This window comes from Paenibacillus sp. ISL-20, assembly GCF_018613005.1.
GTDB lineage: Bacteria > Bacillota > Bacilli > Paenibacillales > Paenibacillaceae > Paenibacillus_AQ.
On the sequence record NZ_JAGGRD010000026.1, the window covers coordinates 46,776 to 63,862 of the forward strand.

The window sequence follows — 17,087 nt, forward strand, 5'->3', positions numbered from 1 at the left end:
TTCATTAGGAAACGGGTATAACAATCCATTTTGACCAGACAACTAGGGGAAAATAGTACGAAGCATCAAACCCAAACGTTTATGATAGGTATGATCCTTTCTTGTTCTCATCAAGCCGTTCAACGCAATTCGCTGTCTCTCTTCCTCATGACGCAAATAATAGTCGATTTTATCCATCAATTCACCATAAGAACCATAGGTCTCTATCTCCGATCCAGGGGAATATAACTGGCTCATATCATGGCGGATATCCGATAACTGAAGCGTGCCACAGCCGGATATTTCAAATGTGCGGGGATTAACGGAAAGCGCCTGTACTTTTCTACTGTTGGCATTGATCGTATCATCATCTGATGAACGGTGCTGGTTGATCACAATTTTGGCACCATTATAATAGGTGGCCGTATCCTCTGGCGTCATCCAATCTCCGAGCTTGATCTTGTCAGACAGCTGGGCGTAATGCTGCATCCGGTCCCACCACCATCCGGAGATAACCACTTTTTTATTTTTCAGAATCGGGGCGAGATGATCCATTAACTCCACTCTGTTCCAATACGCTGTTCCAATAAAACAGATATCGGTTTGATATGAGGTGGGTACATGCATCGGGTAAAATACATTAGGATTGACTGCAAAAGGCAAATGATAGACGTGCTCACAACCTAAATCTCGATAAAAAGATATGCAGTTTGATTCAAGCGTAAAAATGTAATCGTAACGGGGAGCGATCGATACCGTCCAGTCCGTATAGTACGGGTCGTCAGTAAACCAAATGGCCGTTTTAAATCCGCTATTCCGCAGCTCCTTGAGCGTATCAGCTTCCAAAACAACTCCGTTTAACGCTAGTACTAGATCCGGCTGAAATTTCTTAGCCAAAAGAACGATATCATCTGAAGGATTTGCAACCGAAAGACTTCGAACCAATACCTTTAAAGCTTCAGTCACCGCTTGATCAAGCGCAGGATACGGAACGCCAATGCCTGTAGTGACATAGAGAATTCGGAGATCCCGGACCGGCTCCTCTTCCTTGGGTAAAGATTGTATAACTGCATCGGAAAAACCAATCCGGTACCCCTCTCTCCGCCCCTCTGTAAAACCGTTTCTGTATCCTTCCACGTGAGCCGATTGTTCCTCTCCCTGAAACAACAAATGATCATTCATTATTCTCATGCAGTCATGCCTCCGGACTTATTCATTCCAAATATTGAGTTCTCTACAATCGGCCGCTGGCTTGGTATAAGGACTGGAAGGTTCCTGCATCCGTCCACCACCCCTCTAAAATGTCATAGGTAAGTTTCCCCTTCGACGCGTACACATTGTTAACGTCTGTTATTTCCAATTCACCTCGTGCCGATGGTTTAATGGCTCGGATCGTTTCAAACACAGTCGAATCATACATATAAATACCGGTTACACAATAATCAGATTGGGGTTCCTCCGGTTTTTCTTCAATCATTACGATTTTGTCTTTCTCCAAGACTGGTACTCCGTATCGCTTTGGATCATGAACTTTCTTCAGAAGCACACGCGCCCCATCGGCTTGTTTTTCAAAATCTTGAACATAAGTGGTTAGATGATCTTCAAACAGATTATCCCCAAGAAGTACCACGAACTTTTCGCCTGGTGTTACGAACGGTTCGGCAAGGTATAAAGCTTGGGCAATCCCCCCGGCTTCTTCCTGGATTTTAAACGTGGCATTTACTCCCCACTCTTTTCCACTGCCGATCAGGTCTATATATAAACCCGCAGATTGCTTGCCGATCACAATGAGAATATCTTCAATACCCGCTTTTTTGAATTTCTCTATTCCGTGACATATCATCGGAACTTTCCCGACAGGCAGCAGATGTTTATTTATGACTTTGGTCAATGGATAAAGACGGGTGCCCGTACCTCCCGCCAGAATGACGCCTTTCATATAACCCTTCCTTTCGCAAACTATATAATTATACATAGATCGTTGGATCGACGCCCCATTTATCAATAAACTTCTGTCTGTTTATATCAACAAGATGCTTCACTTTACTCATGTCCTGCTTGGCAAAGCTGGCACTTCCATGATGAAAAACAAAGACATCCCCAGCTATCCTGAACGTATATCCCGCATTCCTGGCCCGGTGACAATAATCATCGTCTTCAAAATGACCAGGTGAATAACGTTCGTCCAGCAGACCGATGCGGTCCATTAACTCCCGTTTGAACAAGAAGCACATCCCTACAATTCGTTCCACCTGATGCCACTTTTTCGCATCCGGTTCATTCAGCTGACTCGACATCTCTTCCAAACTGGTATAAGGCATATCGATCTGTTGTTTGCCGCTTGCATAGTTGGTAAGTGGTCCGACGATGCCGATATTCGTTTCGCTGTTCAAACAATTCAACATATTCTTTAACCAGTTGCGGGTGACGATGACATCATTATTCAGCAGAAGTATCGTATCGCCGGTTGCAATTTTTAATCCCTTGTTGCATGCTGCGGGAAAGCCAACGTTACTTGCCAATGAAATGAAGGTAATCCCTTCTTGACGGCAAATATCAACGGTACCGTCGGAGGAACCATTATCCACAACAATGATCTCATAGGGTTCTTCCGTATGACGTTTAATGGAATAAATACAATCCTTTAGCAGGTCCTTTCCATTAAAAGTCGGAATAATGATACTTGTTTTTATCATAGCTTCCACCTTCTAAACCTTGGTAAGCTGCCTTTGTCTAATCTGATCTGAAAAAGATAGACGGGATCCCTTTAAATCGAATGCCGTTTTTAGAGCTTCAATGTGGTCTCCAATGATCAAATCGGAAACCGCATTCTGTAGTCCGACATTTCGAGCCCGGAGTCGATTTTTTGTAATAACGTCTACACTGGCCGGTGCATTTATTTTTAAACCCTTTTCAAGGGCGATGACTTGCGCTTTCGGTGGGACGGATAAATTGGCGTACCCAATGATCTGCGCTGCTTCTTTCTTGATCGCGTGAGGCACCGCCGTAAGCGAATTCGCTTCGAGGTCCGCCCTGCCCATGGATCGGTTAATAAACTCCTTAACTATGGTTACGTAGTCTCTTTTGGAAAACATCCCGATCAATGGAGAAATATCATTTAAGGCAATATCGCTACCCTGTTCAATGGCATCGATGAACGGTACTAGATGCTCGGCTAATATCGGAACATCTCCATCAAGGAACAGCAGAATATCAGAATCGGCCAACTTCGCCCCAACTGCTCTGCCAACATCGTGTCCCAAAGCTTGTTTATAGTGCACAATAATCGCTTTCGATTGGTTACGAATCATTTCAAAGCTTTCATCGGTTGATCCGTTCACCACAAAAATGATCTCATGAAGCGGCAGCCGATGAAGCTGTTCCAGCAATTGTAAAATCGTATCTTTCTCGTTCATCACCAAGACAATTGCCGCTACTCTTTTGTCCGTTGGCAGGAGTACTGCATTTCCTGGATAGATTCCAGAATGCTTACGGTGTCCTTCCACAAATTTAGACGCTGCCGCGTGGTAAATCGCCCATGGTAGCGGCCTAACTGAATGGTACCAGCGGTTCCAACTCTCATTCAATTTGATATGGGGGTCAGTATCTTCACGCTCAATATCTTCATGGACTGCTTGTTGATAACCGACAGTGTATGCTTTCTCTTTCCAATAGTCGATAACTCCGTTTGAACTCAGACGATTCTTGAAAATCCGCGCCCCTAATTTATGGCGGCTGCGTTTGTTCTTGGCACTTGTTCTTTTACTTATTGGCTTCATTGCTCTTCTAAAAGAATATGAGGCTGGCATCATAACTCGTCTCTGCTTTCTTCGCACCATCCCATCACCACACGCTTTCTCTTTTTCGTGTGAAATCCGACCGATTTCCCCGCATGCCGGATTTAGAGATTAACCAATCTATCGCCTCCAAATGATCCCCAACGATCAAGGTTTCAAGGGGATCATTTCCTTTGGTTCTCCCCCTTCTGGGGTTTCTTTTTCCCACATCCACGTAATGGACCCCTCGTACCTTCAAGCCATTATAAATGGCCATTGCTTGAGCTTTCGGGGGGACAGCCAAATTGTCGATACCAATCTGATTTATTGCTTTACGGCTCATTGCATGTGGAATCGTTGTTAAAGAAGCTCCTTTCAATTCGGGATTGGAGACCAAAATGTTTAACGTATGCTTGGCGAGGATCACGCTGTGAACGTGATGCTTGTCGGTTGGACCCAAATACTTGTTCAAAGCTACATCCACACCATCTTCCACAGCTTTCGTTAAAGGCGTCAAATCACTTGCTTGAATAACAATGTCTGCATCGGTAAACAGCAAGATGTCTCCTCTAGCCGCTGCAGCGCCGATACTTCGTCCCACATCATGACCGAGCGGAAAGGGCATGTGAATCACCCTCGCTCCGATGCTTTGAGCAATTTCGGCTGTACCGTCCGTTGAACCATTGGCAACAACGATAACCTCCGTGTCGGGGTGCACTTGATAGGCTTGCCGAATGACTGCCGCAATGGTCTTCGACTCGTTCATGGCAGGAATGATGACGGATACCCTCGGAAGCTCCGCATTTTTGATCGGGGATAGGGATCTTCTCCTCTTTTTTCTGTTAACGGGACTCGCAGGACTTCGTTTCAACATGTTTCTCACCTGCCAAGTTTGGATTAAGAAGACTTCCCCCTCATTTTATGTATAGGTTTTTTTACTGTAACGGCACTCGTACCTGATAGCGAAATAAATTGGGTTGAGCTATAGACCAATAAACATACCAACTCTATCTACATAGAATAAACTAGTACATTAAAAAGAAAGGAAGTGAAGACCTATCAGAACATTTAGGGCATTATTACTAGGAAGAAATGAGGTTCCACCTGTTAGAACGAGGGCCACAGGTAATATCGTATTTCAGCTCAATAGCACAGGTACCGAGCTAAGATTCAGACTTGTTATTCGAAACATCAACCGTGTGACGCAAGCTCATATTCATCTTGGAAGAGTAGGACAAAACGGCCCCATTGTCACCTTCTTGTTCGGTCCTTCAAAATTCGGTATCACCGTAAGACGTGGAGTTGTTCAGGGTGTTCTGACGAACCAGGATTTGATCGGTCCTCTGCAAGGCAGAACGATTCGAGACCTGATCCGTGAATTCGAGCGTGGTAATGCCTATGTTAACGTTCACACGATCCAAAATCCGGATGGGGAAATTCGCGGCCAGGTTCGCCGATGAAGACTGGATCGCAAAAAATGTTGCCTACAATCATATGGGCTTCGGACCGGCATACTGTTAAATTCGAACTTTAACAGTGTAGAATTTTGCTTGTTCTCAACCCATGTGTTGGGAACAAGCACTTTTTTTGCACATATATTACCACGTGCATTGTCGTTCGAGAACGATCCACGTCTTGGCAGTAGGAACGTAGGCTTTAACCTATCTGTTCTTTCAACCTCTCAAAAATGTGCGTTTCATCTCATCCATCTGCCTTTACATTACTCTCTCCCAATGCATTAACTGTTACTAGATTAAGAATACAAAACCTTAATCAATTCTATATAAGGAGGTAGAAGTGATGGCCATTATTTCAGTCTTCCCTTCGCCTATAGGCACGCCAATTGCAAGTGCGGTAGCATTAGCTGCAGCTGGTGATGTCGTATTGGTTAATGATGGAACGTATCCAGAGCCGGCGGTGACTGTAGCGACTTCCAACGTAAAAATTATAGCTAAACATGAAGGTGCAGCGATACGCCAAGGACTCAACGCTGCAACAAGTGCGTTCATTGTCACGGCTGCTGCGGGAGTTGAAATTAACGGATTTACCATTCAAAACTACACGGCCGATGCGATTGATGTTACCGCTGGTACCAATCACCGCATTATTGGCAATACCATTAACAACACGCTTGGTATTGGCATTGATTTAGCTGCCGGTACCGGTCATGTAGCGTGGAGAAACAGTGTTCAAGACGCAGGAGGCGCTGCAGGAATCAACGTAGTAAGCACCGACAGCTGGATCGTACAGAATGTATCCTTCAGCAATACAAGTGTGGGTATTTTGTTGGCCGGCGCCAATAATGCGGCTATCGGTAATACTGTCTCTCAAAACGGCACGATCGGCATCTCGAGCACCGCAGCGAACAATCTGTTATTCGGCAACACGGTCTCGCAAAACGGAACAAGCGGAATCACCGTTGCAGCAGCAAACAACGTACTGATACGCAACAACGTGGAAAATAATACAGGGAACGGCATTTCGATCACAACAGGTGGGGATAACGGATATCTTGGAGCCAATGATTCCGATGAAAACACCCAAACCGGTATCGCCATTGGCGCGACGTTCAACAGTGTGGAATTCAACGAGATGGAATTCAACAAAAATTTTGGACTCGTCATTTCAGGCAATGAAAACACCGCATTCGGAAATCGGTTCACCGGTAACACGCCGACTCAACTCTCCATTACAGGTACGGATAATAACTTGTTCTAATTCCTTGTCTTATGTATAGCCGCTCTTTCGCTTGCTCTCCTCTTTCATGTTGAGGGCAAGCTCTTATTTTACAACTGAGTTAACCGATAGGGCATGGGCATCTATAAACAATGTTGATTGGAGGTGATCAGGTGAGAAAAATTCTTGTGGTCGGTCCAAAGAGAAGCGCATCGTACCAAATCATTCTCCTCCCACCTCTCCGTTATCTGGAAGGACAAGGATACTGCAGATTTGAGATCCTTCCACATAAACAGGTAACCCGGTCCATCATTTCTTCATACGATATTATTTTGTTTCTGAGAAGCATTGAGCCTGCAGCGCTTCAATGCTTAGAATGGGCACGCCTTGAAGGAAAGAAAACCGTATACGTCATTGACGACCATTTTCTCGCGATTCCTCAAACATCTCCTCTTGGCCAAAAATACTCAAAACCCGCTTATAAAGAAACCTATATTTACTTTCTAAAAAACGCACACATGGTCAAAGTCGAATCACCCGTCTTTTGCGAACTGATTAAGAAGCAATTTAATCCTAAAGTGATCTATTTTCCAGGGGGCATTGATATTTCATTTGCACCAAGTTTCAGAGATCCGAAAAAGGAAGATCGACTCGTGATCGGATACGAAGGTGCAAAAAAGGAGAGTTCTTTCCGACCCGTTATTCCCGCATTGAAGCGTATACTTAAGGAATACGGAGATTTTGTCAGACTGGAGTTCTATGGGTACTGTCCTGAAGAATTGAAGGGTCATCCTAATATCTCGCATCGGGAACATAATGAGGATTACAGCCAATTCATGAAGAAGCTGTATCGGGCAAATTGGGATATCGGTCTTGCCCCCATGGACGATAATCTGTTCTACCGCTGTAAAAGTAATGTGAAGTTCCGCGACTATGCTTCCTGCCGCATTCCCGGCATTTATTCCTTATCCCCCGTATACCGTGATTGCGTTTTCCATAAAGAAACAGGTTATGTTGTTCCTCAAACAGAACAGGGCTGGTACAACGGGATTCGAGAAATGATCGAAAATCCCAAACTTCGAATAAAAATATCACAAAAAGCCGCTAAGGCCGTGACGAAGAACTTTTCAGTCAAACAGTGTGCGGAAAATTGGAGATCTCTTTTTCAAGGCCTGATCGACGTACCATAAGACCTGTAATAGATGATGACCTATGATCTGATGGAGAGGTGATAGCATGCCAACAATTCAAGATGCAATGTTGGTTCTTAGCGAATATTATGACATCAAAAAACCGAAAATCGAATGGATTCAGAACGCGCCGAGTAAATCGGTATGGAAGATAATCGATAATAAAGAAAGCTATGTTCTTAAGTCGGATTACAGATCAAATAAAGCCTTCACCCCTTCAATTTCTTTACAAAACAAGCTATTCCAGCAAGGTTTAAAAATTCCTGAGGTTATCGCCACGAATCATAAGAAACTATGTACCAAGCATGGTAAGCATCATTATTATTTGTCTAGATATATCTCTGGCAGCACTGTATCGATAAGTGACCGTGCAAGGGCAATCGGGGATTTTCATCAGCAGGCTAGATGGCCAAGTTCACTCCCATCCAATCAAAGTTCAGAAGACTGGAGGGTTGGAATTAATACGTGGATATCTGACTATGAATTAAAACTAAAAGACTTAGTGAAGTGGAGCGACCAGCACTCCATACGGAAGCATGTCCAACCATGTATACAATTAGCAGAGAAATGTTTGAGAGTTTCTTCCCGGAGGATGTCCTTCCTCGCTGATCATCTCAAATCCGTGAACAAAAGAAGATGGCTTGCACATGGAGATTTAAACCATGAAAACGCAATAAAAACGGCAACAGGAGAGGTCTGGATCATTGATCTGGAGCTTACAAGAGTTGACTCTCCGATCAAGGATATCCGCTTTTTGTTACCGAAGATGATGCTGTCTTCTCACTATAAAGAATATTTTGCGAGATTTGTTGATGGGAAGTCCTTTGAAGAACTCTACTATATAGATGCGATTTTTCCTCACGGCCTCCACTTCTACATCGGTGGAATGATCAGGAAAAAGAAACTTCCACTGAATATTTCCCAGATAAAAGACTTTGTATTAGAAGAACTGAAGAAGGATGAGATGATAAGCAGGCAGTTGGGTGGCGTTAAATAATGCACTTCTCCTTGCGCAAGAACACTACCCTTTTTAAGGAGAAGTTGAAGGGGCTGTTGTACGACAACAGCCCCTAGGATACATATTTCTAGCGCTTCAATCTTTTCATAACCGGCTTATAGTGATGCTTACTCAATTTAAAAAATTCATTATTACGGATATTGCCATTGATCGCGGTAAATTGAACATTATGCTTCCAGGCAACGTAATTAAAACTGATTTGATCTCTTTTACTGTAACTTATAATTTGTCTCCACCATGTGGTCATTGTCCCGGTAACGATTGGATCATTATGGCGTCTTAAGATCACACCGGACTCAATCAGTCCGTTGTCTCTCGGATATCCCGCATTCTTATACAAGGATATTTGTTTTAATATGACTTCTTTTTTATCCTTTCTGAGGGCAATGCAAGCATCCGCTTCTTTATAAATACAATTTCGATGTGCATGTTTGTAGAACACGAGCGGTGAAGTGGCGCTATATTTTTCAATAAACCGATCGATATCTCCAACAATTCGGATATTCCCGTCAACCCAAACACTGTGTTTGTAGGTCGGGAACAATAAGTGTGGCATAACTTTTATCCATCTTGCTTGACGGGCCGTATCAGCGAATATCTTATCTAACTTAATCATTTTCCAGGTCCCGGACTTTAATTTCGGATTATCCGTGAAACAATAGTAATCACAATGCTTGCTCAAGTGCGAAGGATCCTGGAGCTTATCGTAATTACCGGTTATCGCTGTGTATATTACGTTTTTTCGTTGATCACCTGTCATGATTTGTCGTCTGCACGCTAATATCCATTTTATTTTTGCCCTTGTTTCTTTGAGCAATCGATGATCGACCATTTTTTGTATCGATTGCCTAACCCTATCGACGCCATGTTTGCGAAAGAGGGCAGCTATTCCATTCTGTGCTAATCGCTTCCTTCTATCGGCTCCAAAACTTGCCGACTTTTGATGATAAATATAACAATGAGTGGCAACCTTTAATTTAAAGTTAGCTGCACGGGCACGAAGACAATAATCATCTTCTTCCCCGTAACCTATCGGAAAGTTCTTCTCATCGAAATACCCGATTTTGTCTATGACTTCCTTCTTGATCATTAAACAGAAACCGTTCAAAAACATGACTCTCGGAAAGTTCTTATCGGAGGCTTGATAGACAAGCTCGGCCATCTGTTCGATCGACATGTTGGGCCCCAACCCATTCCGTCTAATATCCATATGAGGGATGGATTGCCAGCTGGCCGCATTAGACAGTGGGCCGACGATACCGATCCTGCGATCGGATTCCATCGTTTCCGTAAGCCTTTCCAACCACTGACTGGTTACGATCGTGTCGCTGTTGAGAAGTATGCAGTATCGCGATGTTGACTGCTTTAACCCTTCATTCGCAGAAGCAGTATAGCCCTGCGGTTTATCGTGTCTAATTAATTTATAGCGAAATTGTCGTGTGTACTGTTCCAGATATTGCTTTGTGGTTTGATCGCTTCCATCATCAATGATAGTTAAATTAATTTTTTGTGTAGTATTTTTTTGAATGGAATCCAAACATAGTTTTACTGCGTCCAAACCGTTATGCACACAAATGACAACATCAATCAATCCCTTCCCTCCCTTCCCCGTTATCTTGGATCGACACATCCTGGGATGAACTTTTCCCAAATCGCTTATGTCCGCCGAGCAATACGATATTTCCTTTAATGGATTGAGTCACATTTTTCGTGTCATACAGCAAAGCGGCATGCTCAGCAATAAACTGGTAATCGATCGTACTATGATCCGTAGTAATAACGACCAGATCAGCGGAGGCAATGAGATCCGGCAAAAGCTCTATAGAAGATACCCTGTGGCCATTGTCTATAAACCATGGAATGAGGGGATCGTAGTAGGTTACAGCAGCCCCCTTCTGCTGAAGAAGCCTGAACACTTCGAGTGCAGGCGATTCGCGCATATCGTTGACATCCTTTTTATAAGCCATTCCAATGCATATAATATTTGAGTTTTTTAGAGGCTTTTCATTGTCATTGAGTATGTCCGTAATCTGCGATATCACATATCGGGGCATATTGCTGTTGATATCACTGGCCAATTCAATAAATTTATTATAGAATCCGAACTTTTTAGCCCTCCATGACAGATACGTCGGATCGATCGGGATGCAGTGCCCGCCGATCCCCGGCCCTGGGAAAAAGGGGATGTAACCAAACGGCTTGGTCGAAGCCGCGTCGATCACTTCCCAGATGTTAATCCCCATTCGATCACACATGAGCGTCAGTTCGTTCACAAGCGCAATGTTCACACTTCGAAACGTGTTCTCGAGCAACTTAACCATTTCGGCCGCAGCCGTTGAGCTTACAGGAATGACGTTCTCCAAAAAAGAACTGTAAAATTGAATGCCGAGATTTGCACATACCTCTGTGATTCCACCTAAGATTTTAGGTGTGTTTTTTACATTAAACTTATGGTTTCCCGGGTCTACTCTTTCCGGAGAATAACATACGAAAATATCTTTTCCCACTTCCAATTGCGTATTGACTTCAATCACATTCTTAATTAATTCTTCAGTCGTTCCGGGATAGGTTGTGCTTTCCAAAATTATCAGTGTATCTCTCGACGCATACCGGATTATGGAATCAACGGCTGATCGAATCATGGAAACGTCAGGGTCTTTGTTGATGTTAAGCGGAGTTGGCAAGCAAATAATGATGATATCTGCCTCAGCCAGCACTGAAAAATCATGAACGGCATACAGGCGCTGATGGATCAAAGAATCGATATCTTCATCCTTTATATCCGTAACATACGATTTTCCGCGTTGTAACTGTTCCGTTTTATTCTCATCAATGTCAATTCCGTACACCCTGTAATTGGCTCTTGCCGCCTCCACTGCCACAGATAGTCCGACGTAACCGAGACCGATCACGGCCACCGTAGCCGTCCTGCTTCTTATTTTGTGCAAAATTTCGCTCATCCTGGTTGTCCATCCCTTCTTGAAGGTTGAGTCTTTGTTCAAAAAACATCCATGATGAAATACCGGACGATAATGAATTTCCTTCTCCTAATAAAATATGAAATACGCTTGAGGGGAGAAACGGCGAATTCACCAGACATATTACCCATGTCATTCTTTTCGTTTGATATATACAGAAAAGACAGCGAGTTGTTTCGCTGTCGTCAGTAAACAAGTCATATTTTCTTTCATTCCGTAATGTATGTTAATTATTCTTCCGGATTCTCCCTCAGCAGACGCTCCGCCAAAATTGCAGGCTTCTCTAATCTTTGTTGAATCATAGGCCAGTTCTCCTTCGTAGCCGTATGAATAACCATATCATAGGAAACGCCTCTAATGGTAAGGCCATTACGTTCAATTCCGGTCCGGGGCAAACCGCAGTTATCATGAAAAGAAACGACACTCGCATTATCAATAACCGTGTTGGAGAACACACTGGACAAACCCAGAATATCAAACGCAACGTGAAAAATAAGCCATACGCTGGCAGGAGCGGCAGGGATCGAATCGGAAATAATCCATCTACCCCAATTCCCGGCTTGACCATCAATATCATAGATCGCTATGGTTCCGATAGGTATGCCCGAGAGAAGCTCAATGCAGAAGTAATAGTCGCCTTCTCTGTGAAAATATTGTTTCAACCATGATTCATGAGTAGAATAACGAGAGTCGATTTCTCCAATATACCTGGATAAATCAGGGGATCTTCTTAGTTTGAAAATAAAATCAGCGTCGTCCATCGTAATGGGTCTTAATCGAATCCCGAAGCGTTCAACTTTGATGTTGTGCTTCACGACTTCGCCTCAATGATCTTGGCGATGTCATCCAAGCTTTGAATTCCCGCTACTTCCCTAATGGAGAAGCGAACATCAAATTGCTCTTCAAGACGAAGAATGAGTTCCATATGTTTTAAAGAATCCCAATTCGCCAGCTCTTCCCGCTTTGGATTATCATGAGGCGGTAATGCAGTGTTTAATACCTCGGATAAGATCGACCCGATTTGTTTGCGTAATTCTGTAGTCATCGATTTACCTCCACTCTAGCAGGATGACTTCCGCAAGCTGCTTTTACACGTGCATAGAGATCTTTAAGCGACAGTTGTTCAGGCGAGCCCATAACAAAACGCTTTATCCAGTCCAAGGCGGGAGCATTTCGCGGCCCCTGAGCCATTTCGATATGGATACGCTGCACTCCTCGATCTATTAATTTCTCCAAGATCCAGGCAAAGGCTACCGTTTCAATCTCACGGCCAAGCGCCCTGCAGCTAAAAAGCGTTTCGATTAAATGCGCTTGCTCACCATCCAACCGGCATATAAAAGCGCCGATAATTCCACTGTCTGACAGTATATCCGAGAGGCGAATCGTAATCGTTATATATTTTGAGGCATTCATAACGTCATTCGCCTCAATTTCTGTCATCCGCTTTAATGCCAGGTTAAACTGATTCGTTTTATGACTTAATTCATGCAGCCGCGTGACATGGGAAGCTTCATTCTCATAGATGGTTATAACCATGTTCAAGCTGTCTAAATAAGAATGATAGTCGGATGCTGTTTGTCTTATCTTCTCCCTTGTTTGATTGGCCTGAATATCGGTTGTTCTGGATACAGCCATGGTATCCTGGTGAAGTTGATACAATCCGGGAAAATGACATACGCCGAACATCGTTTCTTCACCGCTTCGTTTTGCTCGCAGAAGACGAACCTCCGGTAATACAGCGGCCATCTTCACCAATTCTGCCGGATTGTCATCCACAAACAAGAAAGCGGACGGGTCGATATTCAATATTTGAGCCAACCGATTCAGATTTTCTGCTTTTGTCTGCCAATTCGCACAGACAGCGGCAAAATCATCCCATCTCAGCGGAAAATCGCTCCGGGTATCAAACAGAGCCTTAACATCTTCTTCTTCATTGCGGCTGCACAACGTGAGCAGCACCCCTGATTGTTTAAGCTTGAGCAGCAGCCTTTGCAACCGATGATGCCCTTCCGTTAACGTTACCCCTTCAGCCCCTTCCTCACCTAATACCCCGTGATAAAGCGTATCATCAAGATCAAGGGCAATCGCTTTAAGTCTCGGAACACAGGAAGCAGGTAAGAGATGTACGCCAAGGTGACGGGATATGATCGTCGTTGCCTGATTGGAAAATGGGTAGTTGCTGATTTCCTCGTTCCGATAATCATAGAAGGATTCGGTACCTTCATGGGCCAATTGGGATAAATCGATCAGAACACATCCTGTGTTGTTCTCAACGGACTCCAACAAATACGAATTTAACTTTCGGAACCATCCACGATCACTTGCACGGAAGCTGAGCACCCTATTTGCGTCTTCCAGGGACTCCGGCCAGTTATTTACCCAGATCGGTTTATCCGTTACCATACGGAGTTTATCGATCCGTTCATTCAGCCAATGAGCAGCTTCCTGTGCACTCATAGAGCGGGCGTAGATCCGCCAATCTAACCAGATGATATATACATCCGCCTGAGTTTCCCCGCCAATACCGGACAGAGCGCTATCATAATCAGAGTAATCAAAACAGACATCAGCCTCCCATAATCCGCAAAAAGGAGACATCAAATTGGCAACAAACTCAAAGGGCATCGTTCTGTCGACTCGTATTCGGATGGTTCGATTGCATGGGAGCTTCGGGCTTCCTGCAATCCGAGCCCTGGAGGGAAGGGAGCACAGCAGAGAATCCGCTAAATCTAGATAGGTTAACACATGATTCATTCCTATACCTCCCTCCTGTTTTCAGAGCATTGACCTGGCCATTCATGCCACCCAGATCCTATCCCGCTAAGTCATTGGCATTAATATAACCCGAGCTCCTTGCCCCACACATTGATTCTCTCTAAATAATGATCCAATAAATAAACCGACTTCAGATCATCCACACCCCAAAGTAGCTGCTGGAACAAGCTGCGTTCCAAAACGCGCTGCAAATAAGCCATTTTGTATAACGTAACCGGGTCTGTATCGAACCGGATTCCATATTTGAGCATTTCTGCGGCATATAAAGGCGCACAGCGTTCAATCACGGCATTTTCGTCGCCTCTCCAATCCTTGCGGTATGCAAAAAACACGCCCATTAAATTAAACATATCGAACCAGCATGGTGAGAAACGTGCGCCTTCCCAATCGATAAATTTAATATTCCAGTTCTCTTCAGCTACATTGTGGCAGCCCATATTCGGAGTTTGCAGATCATTGTGAATGATACTTTTACCGGCCTGCAGGAGTTCGGGAAAATAAATAGGTCCCTTTTGTAACATGGTACGGACATTAGCATAGGTAGACTCCAATCTCTGCTTTAATTCAGGACGTTCCATGGCCTTATCCAGATATTCCAACGTTTTTTGATGATTCTTCTGGCGTTCTAGCGTTGTGGTTTCGGAATCGTAAAGCGGAAGCCATTCCTCGAATGTTTCCCAATGATTATAAAAATTGTCGTTATAAGTTAGTGCGTGAAGTTTCGCCAACGAAGGGATAATCCGGTCGAAATAATCGGGTGTAAAGATAACCTGACCCTTAACTTGAGGGACGAACTCCATGAATACCCATACATCCTCACCATTCATACCTTCCACGATCAAATATATGGTAGGTATCAGATCCGGTAAAATACTGATTGCTTTTCGGTACATGTTTAACTCGATTAATTTCTGTTCGTTCACGGGTGCTTTGAATATCTTTAAAATAATCGGATATTTTTGTCCGTTTGCCGTAATTTCGAGTTTCCAAATTGCACTCTTGAATGTTTCTTTCAAACATTCCATATTCCTGTCGTTTAAAACAACAGAAGATCCAAAATGGCTTGCAATCTGATCAGCACATCGAAGCTCTCGCCACTTCAGACTTATATCGTTAAGAGGCGGGTTTACCAATAAGGCTTGAGCATCCTCAAGCCCTTTATTATATCCATCTTCTCTTCCCTTTCTAAATCCATCCGTACGACCTTGCTCGAATCCTCCCGAATTACCCATTTTTGTCATATCCGCGTTCCTCCACTCCGTATTCCTTCTATATCCTATGTGGAGGACCTCCGACATGACATTAAAAAAACGCGATTTAACATTCCGCACACATGATTTTACATTCTGCGAATAATTGGATTAAGATTAGCCGAAAATTTCTGCTGCTAATTGGTAGATTCGCCTATCTGCTAACTGATTCTAAGATACACATTGTCCATGGGCTTAGGGTACTTCCATTCTTCAAACAATGCAAAACAACCCGCTGAACACGCGGGTTATCCGAGTAGTACTCAACTTAATATCCATTGAATCGAATAAGTACTAATAAAGCTCCAATTTTTTTCCTAAAACTTTGATTTTTTCTAAATACACCGGCAGTAGCTTCGCCTCTTTTTTACCGGTAACAGCCCAATTCAGCTGCAGATACAGCCCCTTCTCAAGTATTCGTTTTAGGAATGCCATCTGATACAGTTTGAATGGATCGGTTTTAAAGATAACTCCATGCCTTCTCATCTCATTCGAATATAGCTGAACACAACGGCGGGTTATAACCTCCTCCTGATCTTCCCACTCTCGGCGGTATGCCAAGAAAACCCCGATCAAATTGACGAGATCAAACCAGCACGGAGCATATTTTGCGCCTTCCCAATCAATAAACTTGATTTTCCACGATTTCTCCTTAACATTGTAGGCCGCTATGTTTGCAGTGTGAAGATCTCCGTGGATAATGCTGCAGCCTTCATCAACTACCTCCGGGAAATAATCTGGCCCTCTCTGCAGCAGTTCCTTCACGAGTGAGTAATATGGATTTATCATTTCTTTTAAATTGTTGTTTTTCATCGCTTCATCTAAATAATACAAGGTTAACTTATTTATGCTTTTTCTTTCTTCTCTCATAACATTAGAGCTAAATTGAGGCAGCCAATCACCGAATAATCGCTCATGTTGTTTAAAGCGTTCATTCATCGTAGAGGAGTGAAGCTTCGCTAACGTGGGAATGATTTTGTCAAAGTGATCCGGATTATACTGCACCCGTCCTCTAAGAGGTTCAATGTATTCCATGAATACCCACAAATCGCGTCCGTTTACATTTCTTTTGGTTTTATAAACTAGTGGCATGAACGGCTGAAGTACTTTTTTTCCTTTACGGTATATATTTTTCTCAACCGTGCTTTCCGGCCGGTCTTTTTCGAGCGGTTTCGAAATTTTAAGAATGATGGGAATGCACTTTTTTTCATGTTTGATTTCAAGTTTCCATATACTGCTTTTGTATGAGTCTTTTAAACATTCCATGGTTTGATGATCTAATCTCACTTCGGTGCTAAAGAACTTGAATGATTTGGAAAACTCCATCTTACGCCATGTTTTTCGAATGAATCGCTTGTCTATTCTGCTGGTTGGACTCATTAGTCCTCACTCCATTTTTCGCTTTTAAACCATTGTATGTCGAACATAGAGATGTGCATCCATTC

General features: G+C 43.4%; 16 protein-coding genes. 4 read left to right on the forward strand and 12 right to left on the reverse strand.

Annotated elements, in window-relative coordinates; genetic code table 11:
- Positions 1-42 precede the first annotated feature (42 nt).
- The 5 genes from J7E85_RS16625 to J7E85_RS16645 are packed head-to-tail and all read right to left on the reverse strand — an operon-like array spanning position 43 to position 4,629.
- A complete protein-coding gene (locus J7E85_RS16625) occupies positions 43-1,170 on the reverse strand; it encodes a CgeB family protein (protein WP_215159596.1) in 1,128 nt (375 codons plus the stop codon).
- A 43-nt stretch (positions 1,171-1,213) separates the two neighbouring features.
- Complete coding sequence (locus tag J7E85_RS16630) at positions 1,214-1,918, reverse strand: sugar phosphate nucleotidyltransferase (protein ID WP_215159598.1); 705 nt, start codon at positions 1,916-1,918, stop codon at positions 1,214-1,216.
- 28 nt (positions 1,919-1,946) lie between these two features.
- The gene (locus J7E85_RS16635) at positions 1,947-2,675 is read right to left on the reverse strand and encodes a glycosyltransferase family 2 protein (protein ID WP_215159600.1); all 729 of its coding nucleotides are present in this window, start codon (positions 2,673-2,675) and stop codon (positions 1,947-1,949) included.
- 12 nt (positions 2,676-2,687) lie between these two features.
- A complete protein-coding gene (locus J7E85_RS16640; protein WP_251035774.1) occupies positions 2,688-3,791 on the reverse strand; it encodes a glycosyltransferase family 2 protein in 1,104 nt (367 codons plus the stop codon).
- Positions 3,792-3,822: 31 nt separating this feature from the next.
- Positions 3,823-4,629, reverse strand: a complete 807-nt coding sequence (locus tag J7E85_RS16645; RefSeq protein WP_215159602.1) for a glycosyltransferase family 2 protein — start codon at positions 4,627-4,629, stop codon at positions 3,823-3,825.
- 184 nt (positions 4,630-4,813) lie between these two features.
- Here J7E85_RS16645 and J7E85_RS16650 point away from each other — a divergent pair, with 184 nt between their 5' ends.
- The 4 genes from J7E85_RS16650 to J7E85_RS16665 all read left to right on the forward strand — a co-directional run bounded on the left by J7E85_RS16650 (position 4,814) and on the right by J7E85_RS16665 (position 8,618).
- Positions 4,814-5,215 (forward strand): CHRD domain-containing protein, encoded by a 402-nt coding sequence (locus J7E85_RS16650; RefSeq protein ID WP_215159817.1) that lies wholly within the window; start codon positions 4,814-4,816, stop codon positions 5,213-5,215.
- Positions 5,216-5,555: 340 nt separating this feature from the next.
- Positions 5,556-6,473 carry a right-handed parallel beta-helix repeat-containing protein gene (locus J7E85_RS16655; protein WP_215159604.1) on the forward strand — a complete coding sequence of 306 codons (918 nt, stop codon included), beginning with the start codon at positions 5,556-5,558 and terminating at the stop codon, positions 6,471-6,473.
- Positions 6,474-6,604: 131 nt separating this feature from the next.
- Complete coding sequence (locus J7E85_RS16660) at positions 6,605-7,621, forward strand: glycosyltransferase family protein (protein WP_215159606.1); 1,017 nt, start codon at positions 6,605-6,607, stop codon at positions 7,619-7,621.
- 46 nt (positions 7,622-7,667) lie between these two features.
- On the forward strand, positions 7,668-8,618 hold the full coding sequence (locus J7E85_RS16665; RefSeq protein WP_215159607.1) for a phosphotransferase: 951 nt from the start codon (positions 7,668-7,670) through the stop codon (positions 8,616-8,618).
- An 88-nt stretch (positions 8,619-8,706) separates the two neighbouring features.
- On the opposite strand, the gene J7E85_RS16670 is transcribed toward J7E85_RS16665, so the two are convergent.
- The 7 genes from J7E85_RS16670 to J7E85_RS16700 form a co-directional block, all read right to left on the reverse strand.
- Positions 8,707-10,230: a glycosyltransferase domain-containing protein gene (locus J7E85_RS16670; protein WP_215159610.1), complete on the reverse strand. Its 1,524-nt coding sequence runs from the start codon at positions 10,228-10,230 to the stop codon at positions 8,707-8,709.
- Positions 10,223-11,599 (reverse strand): nucleotide sugar dehydrogenase, encoded by a 1,377-nt coding sequence (locus J7E85_RS16675; RefSeq protein ID WP_215159617.1) that lies wholly within the window; start codon positions 11,597-11,599, stop codon positions 10,223-10,225. Before J7E85_RS16675 ends, J7E85_RS16670 begins: the two co-directional genes overlap by 8 nt.
- A gap of 248 nt (positions 11,600-11,847) precedes the next feature.
- Positions 11,848-12,432, reverse strand: coding sequence for a GNAT family N-acetyltransferase (locus J7E85_RS16680; RefSeq protein ID WP_215159619.1), 585 nt, complete (start codon positions 12,430-12,432; stop codon positions 11,848-11,850).
- Positions 12,429-12,662 (reverse strand): acyl carrier protein, encoded by a 234-nt coding sequence (locus J7E85_RS16685; protein ID WP_215159621.1) that lies wholly within the window; start codon positions 12,660-12,662, stop codon positions 12,429-12,431. Before J7E85_RS16685 ends, J7E85_RS16680 begins: the two co-directional genes overlap by 4 nt.
- Entirely contained in the window at positions 12,659-14,371 is a 1,713-nt protein-coding gene (locus J7E85_RS16690) for an HAD-IIIC family phosphatase (protein WP_215159623.1), read from the reverse strand. Before J7E85_RS16690 ends, J7E85_RS16685 begins: the two co-directional genes overlap by 4 nt.
- 80 nt (positions 14,372-14,451) lie before the next feature.
- Positions 14,452-15,633, reverse strand: coding sequence for a phosphotransferase (locus tag J7E85_RS16695; RefSeq protein WP_215159625.1), 1,182 nt, complete (start codon positions 15,631-15,633; stop codon positions 14,452-14,454).
- A gap of 303 nt (positions 15,634-15,936) precedes the next feature.
- A complete protein-coding gene (locus tag J7E85_RS16700; protein ID WP_215159626.1) occupies positions 15,937-17,022 on the reverse strand; it encodes a phosphotransferase in 1,086 nt (361 codons plus the stop codon).
- Positions 17,023-17,087: the final 65 nt, after the last annotated feature.

Bases quoted from the DNA above. Each gene is read 5' to 3' on its own strand.
- J7E85_RS16665 (WP_215159607.1), top strand. From the start codon at position 7,668: ATGCCAACAATTCAAGATGCAATGTTGGTTCTTAGCGAATATTATGAC.
- J7E85_RS16655 (WP_215159604.1), top strand. From the start codon at position 5,556: ATGGCCATTATTTCAGTCTTCCCTTCGCCTATAGGCACGCCAATTGCA.
- J7E85_RS16645 (WP_215159602.1), bottom strand. From the start codon at position 4,629: ATGTTGAAACGAAGTCCTGCGAGTCCCGTTAACAGAAAAAAGAGGAGA.
- J7E85_RS16675 (WP_215159617.1), bottom strand. From the start codon at position 11,599: ATGAGCGAAATTTTGCACAAAATAAGAAGCAGGACGGCTACGGTGGCC.
- J7E85_RS16685 (WP_215159621.1), bottom strand. From the start codon at position 12,662: ATGACTACAGAATTACGCAAACAAATCGGGTCGATCTTATCCGAGGTA.
- J7E85_RS16700 (WP_215159626.1), bottom strand. From the start codon at position 17,022: ATGAGTCCAACCAGCAGAATAGACAAGCGATTCATTCGAAAAACATGG.
- J7E85_RS16635 (WP_215159600.1), bottom strand. From the start codon at position 2,675: ATGATAAAAACAAGTATCATTATTCCGACTTTTAATGGAAAGGACCTG.
- J7E85_RS16695 (WP_215159625.1), bottom strand. From the start codon at position 15,633: ATGACAAAAATGGGTAATTCGGGAGGATTCGAGCAAGGTCGTACGGAT.
- J7E85_RS16625 (WP_215159596.1), bottom strand. From the start codon at position 1,170: ATGAGAATAATGAATGATCATTTGTTGTTTCAGGGAGAGGAACAATCG.
- J7E85_RS16630 (WP_215159598.1), bottom strand. From the start codon at position 1,918: ATGAAAGGCGTCATTCTGGCGGGAGGTACGGGCACCCGTCTTTATCCA.
- J7E85_RS16640 (WP_251035774.1), bottom strand. From the start codon at position 3,791: ATGATGCCAGCCTCATATTCTTTTAGAAGAGCAATGAAGCCAATAAGT.
- J7E85_RS16690 (WP_215159623.1), bottom strand. From the start codon at position 14,371: ATGAATCATGTGTTAACCTATCTAGATTTAGCGGATTCTCTGCTGTGC.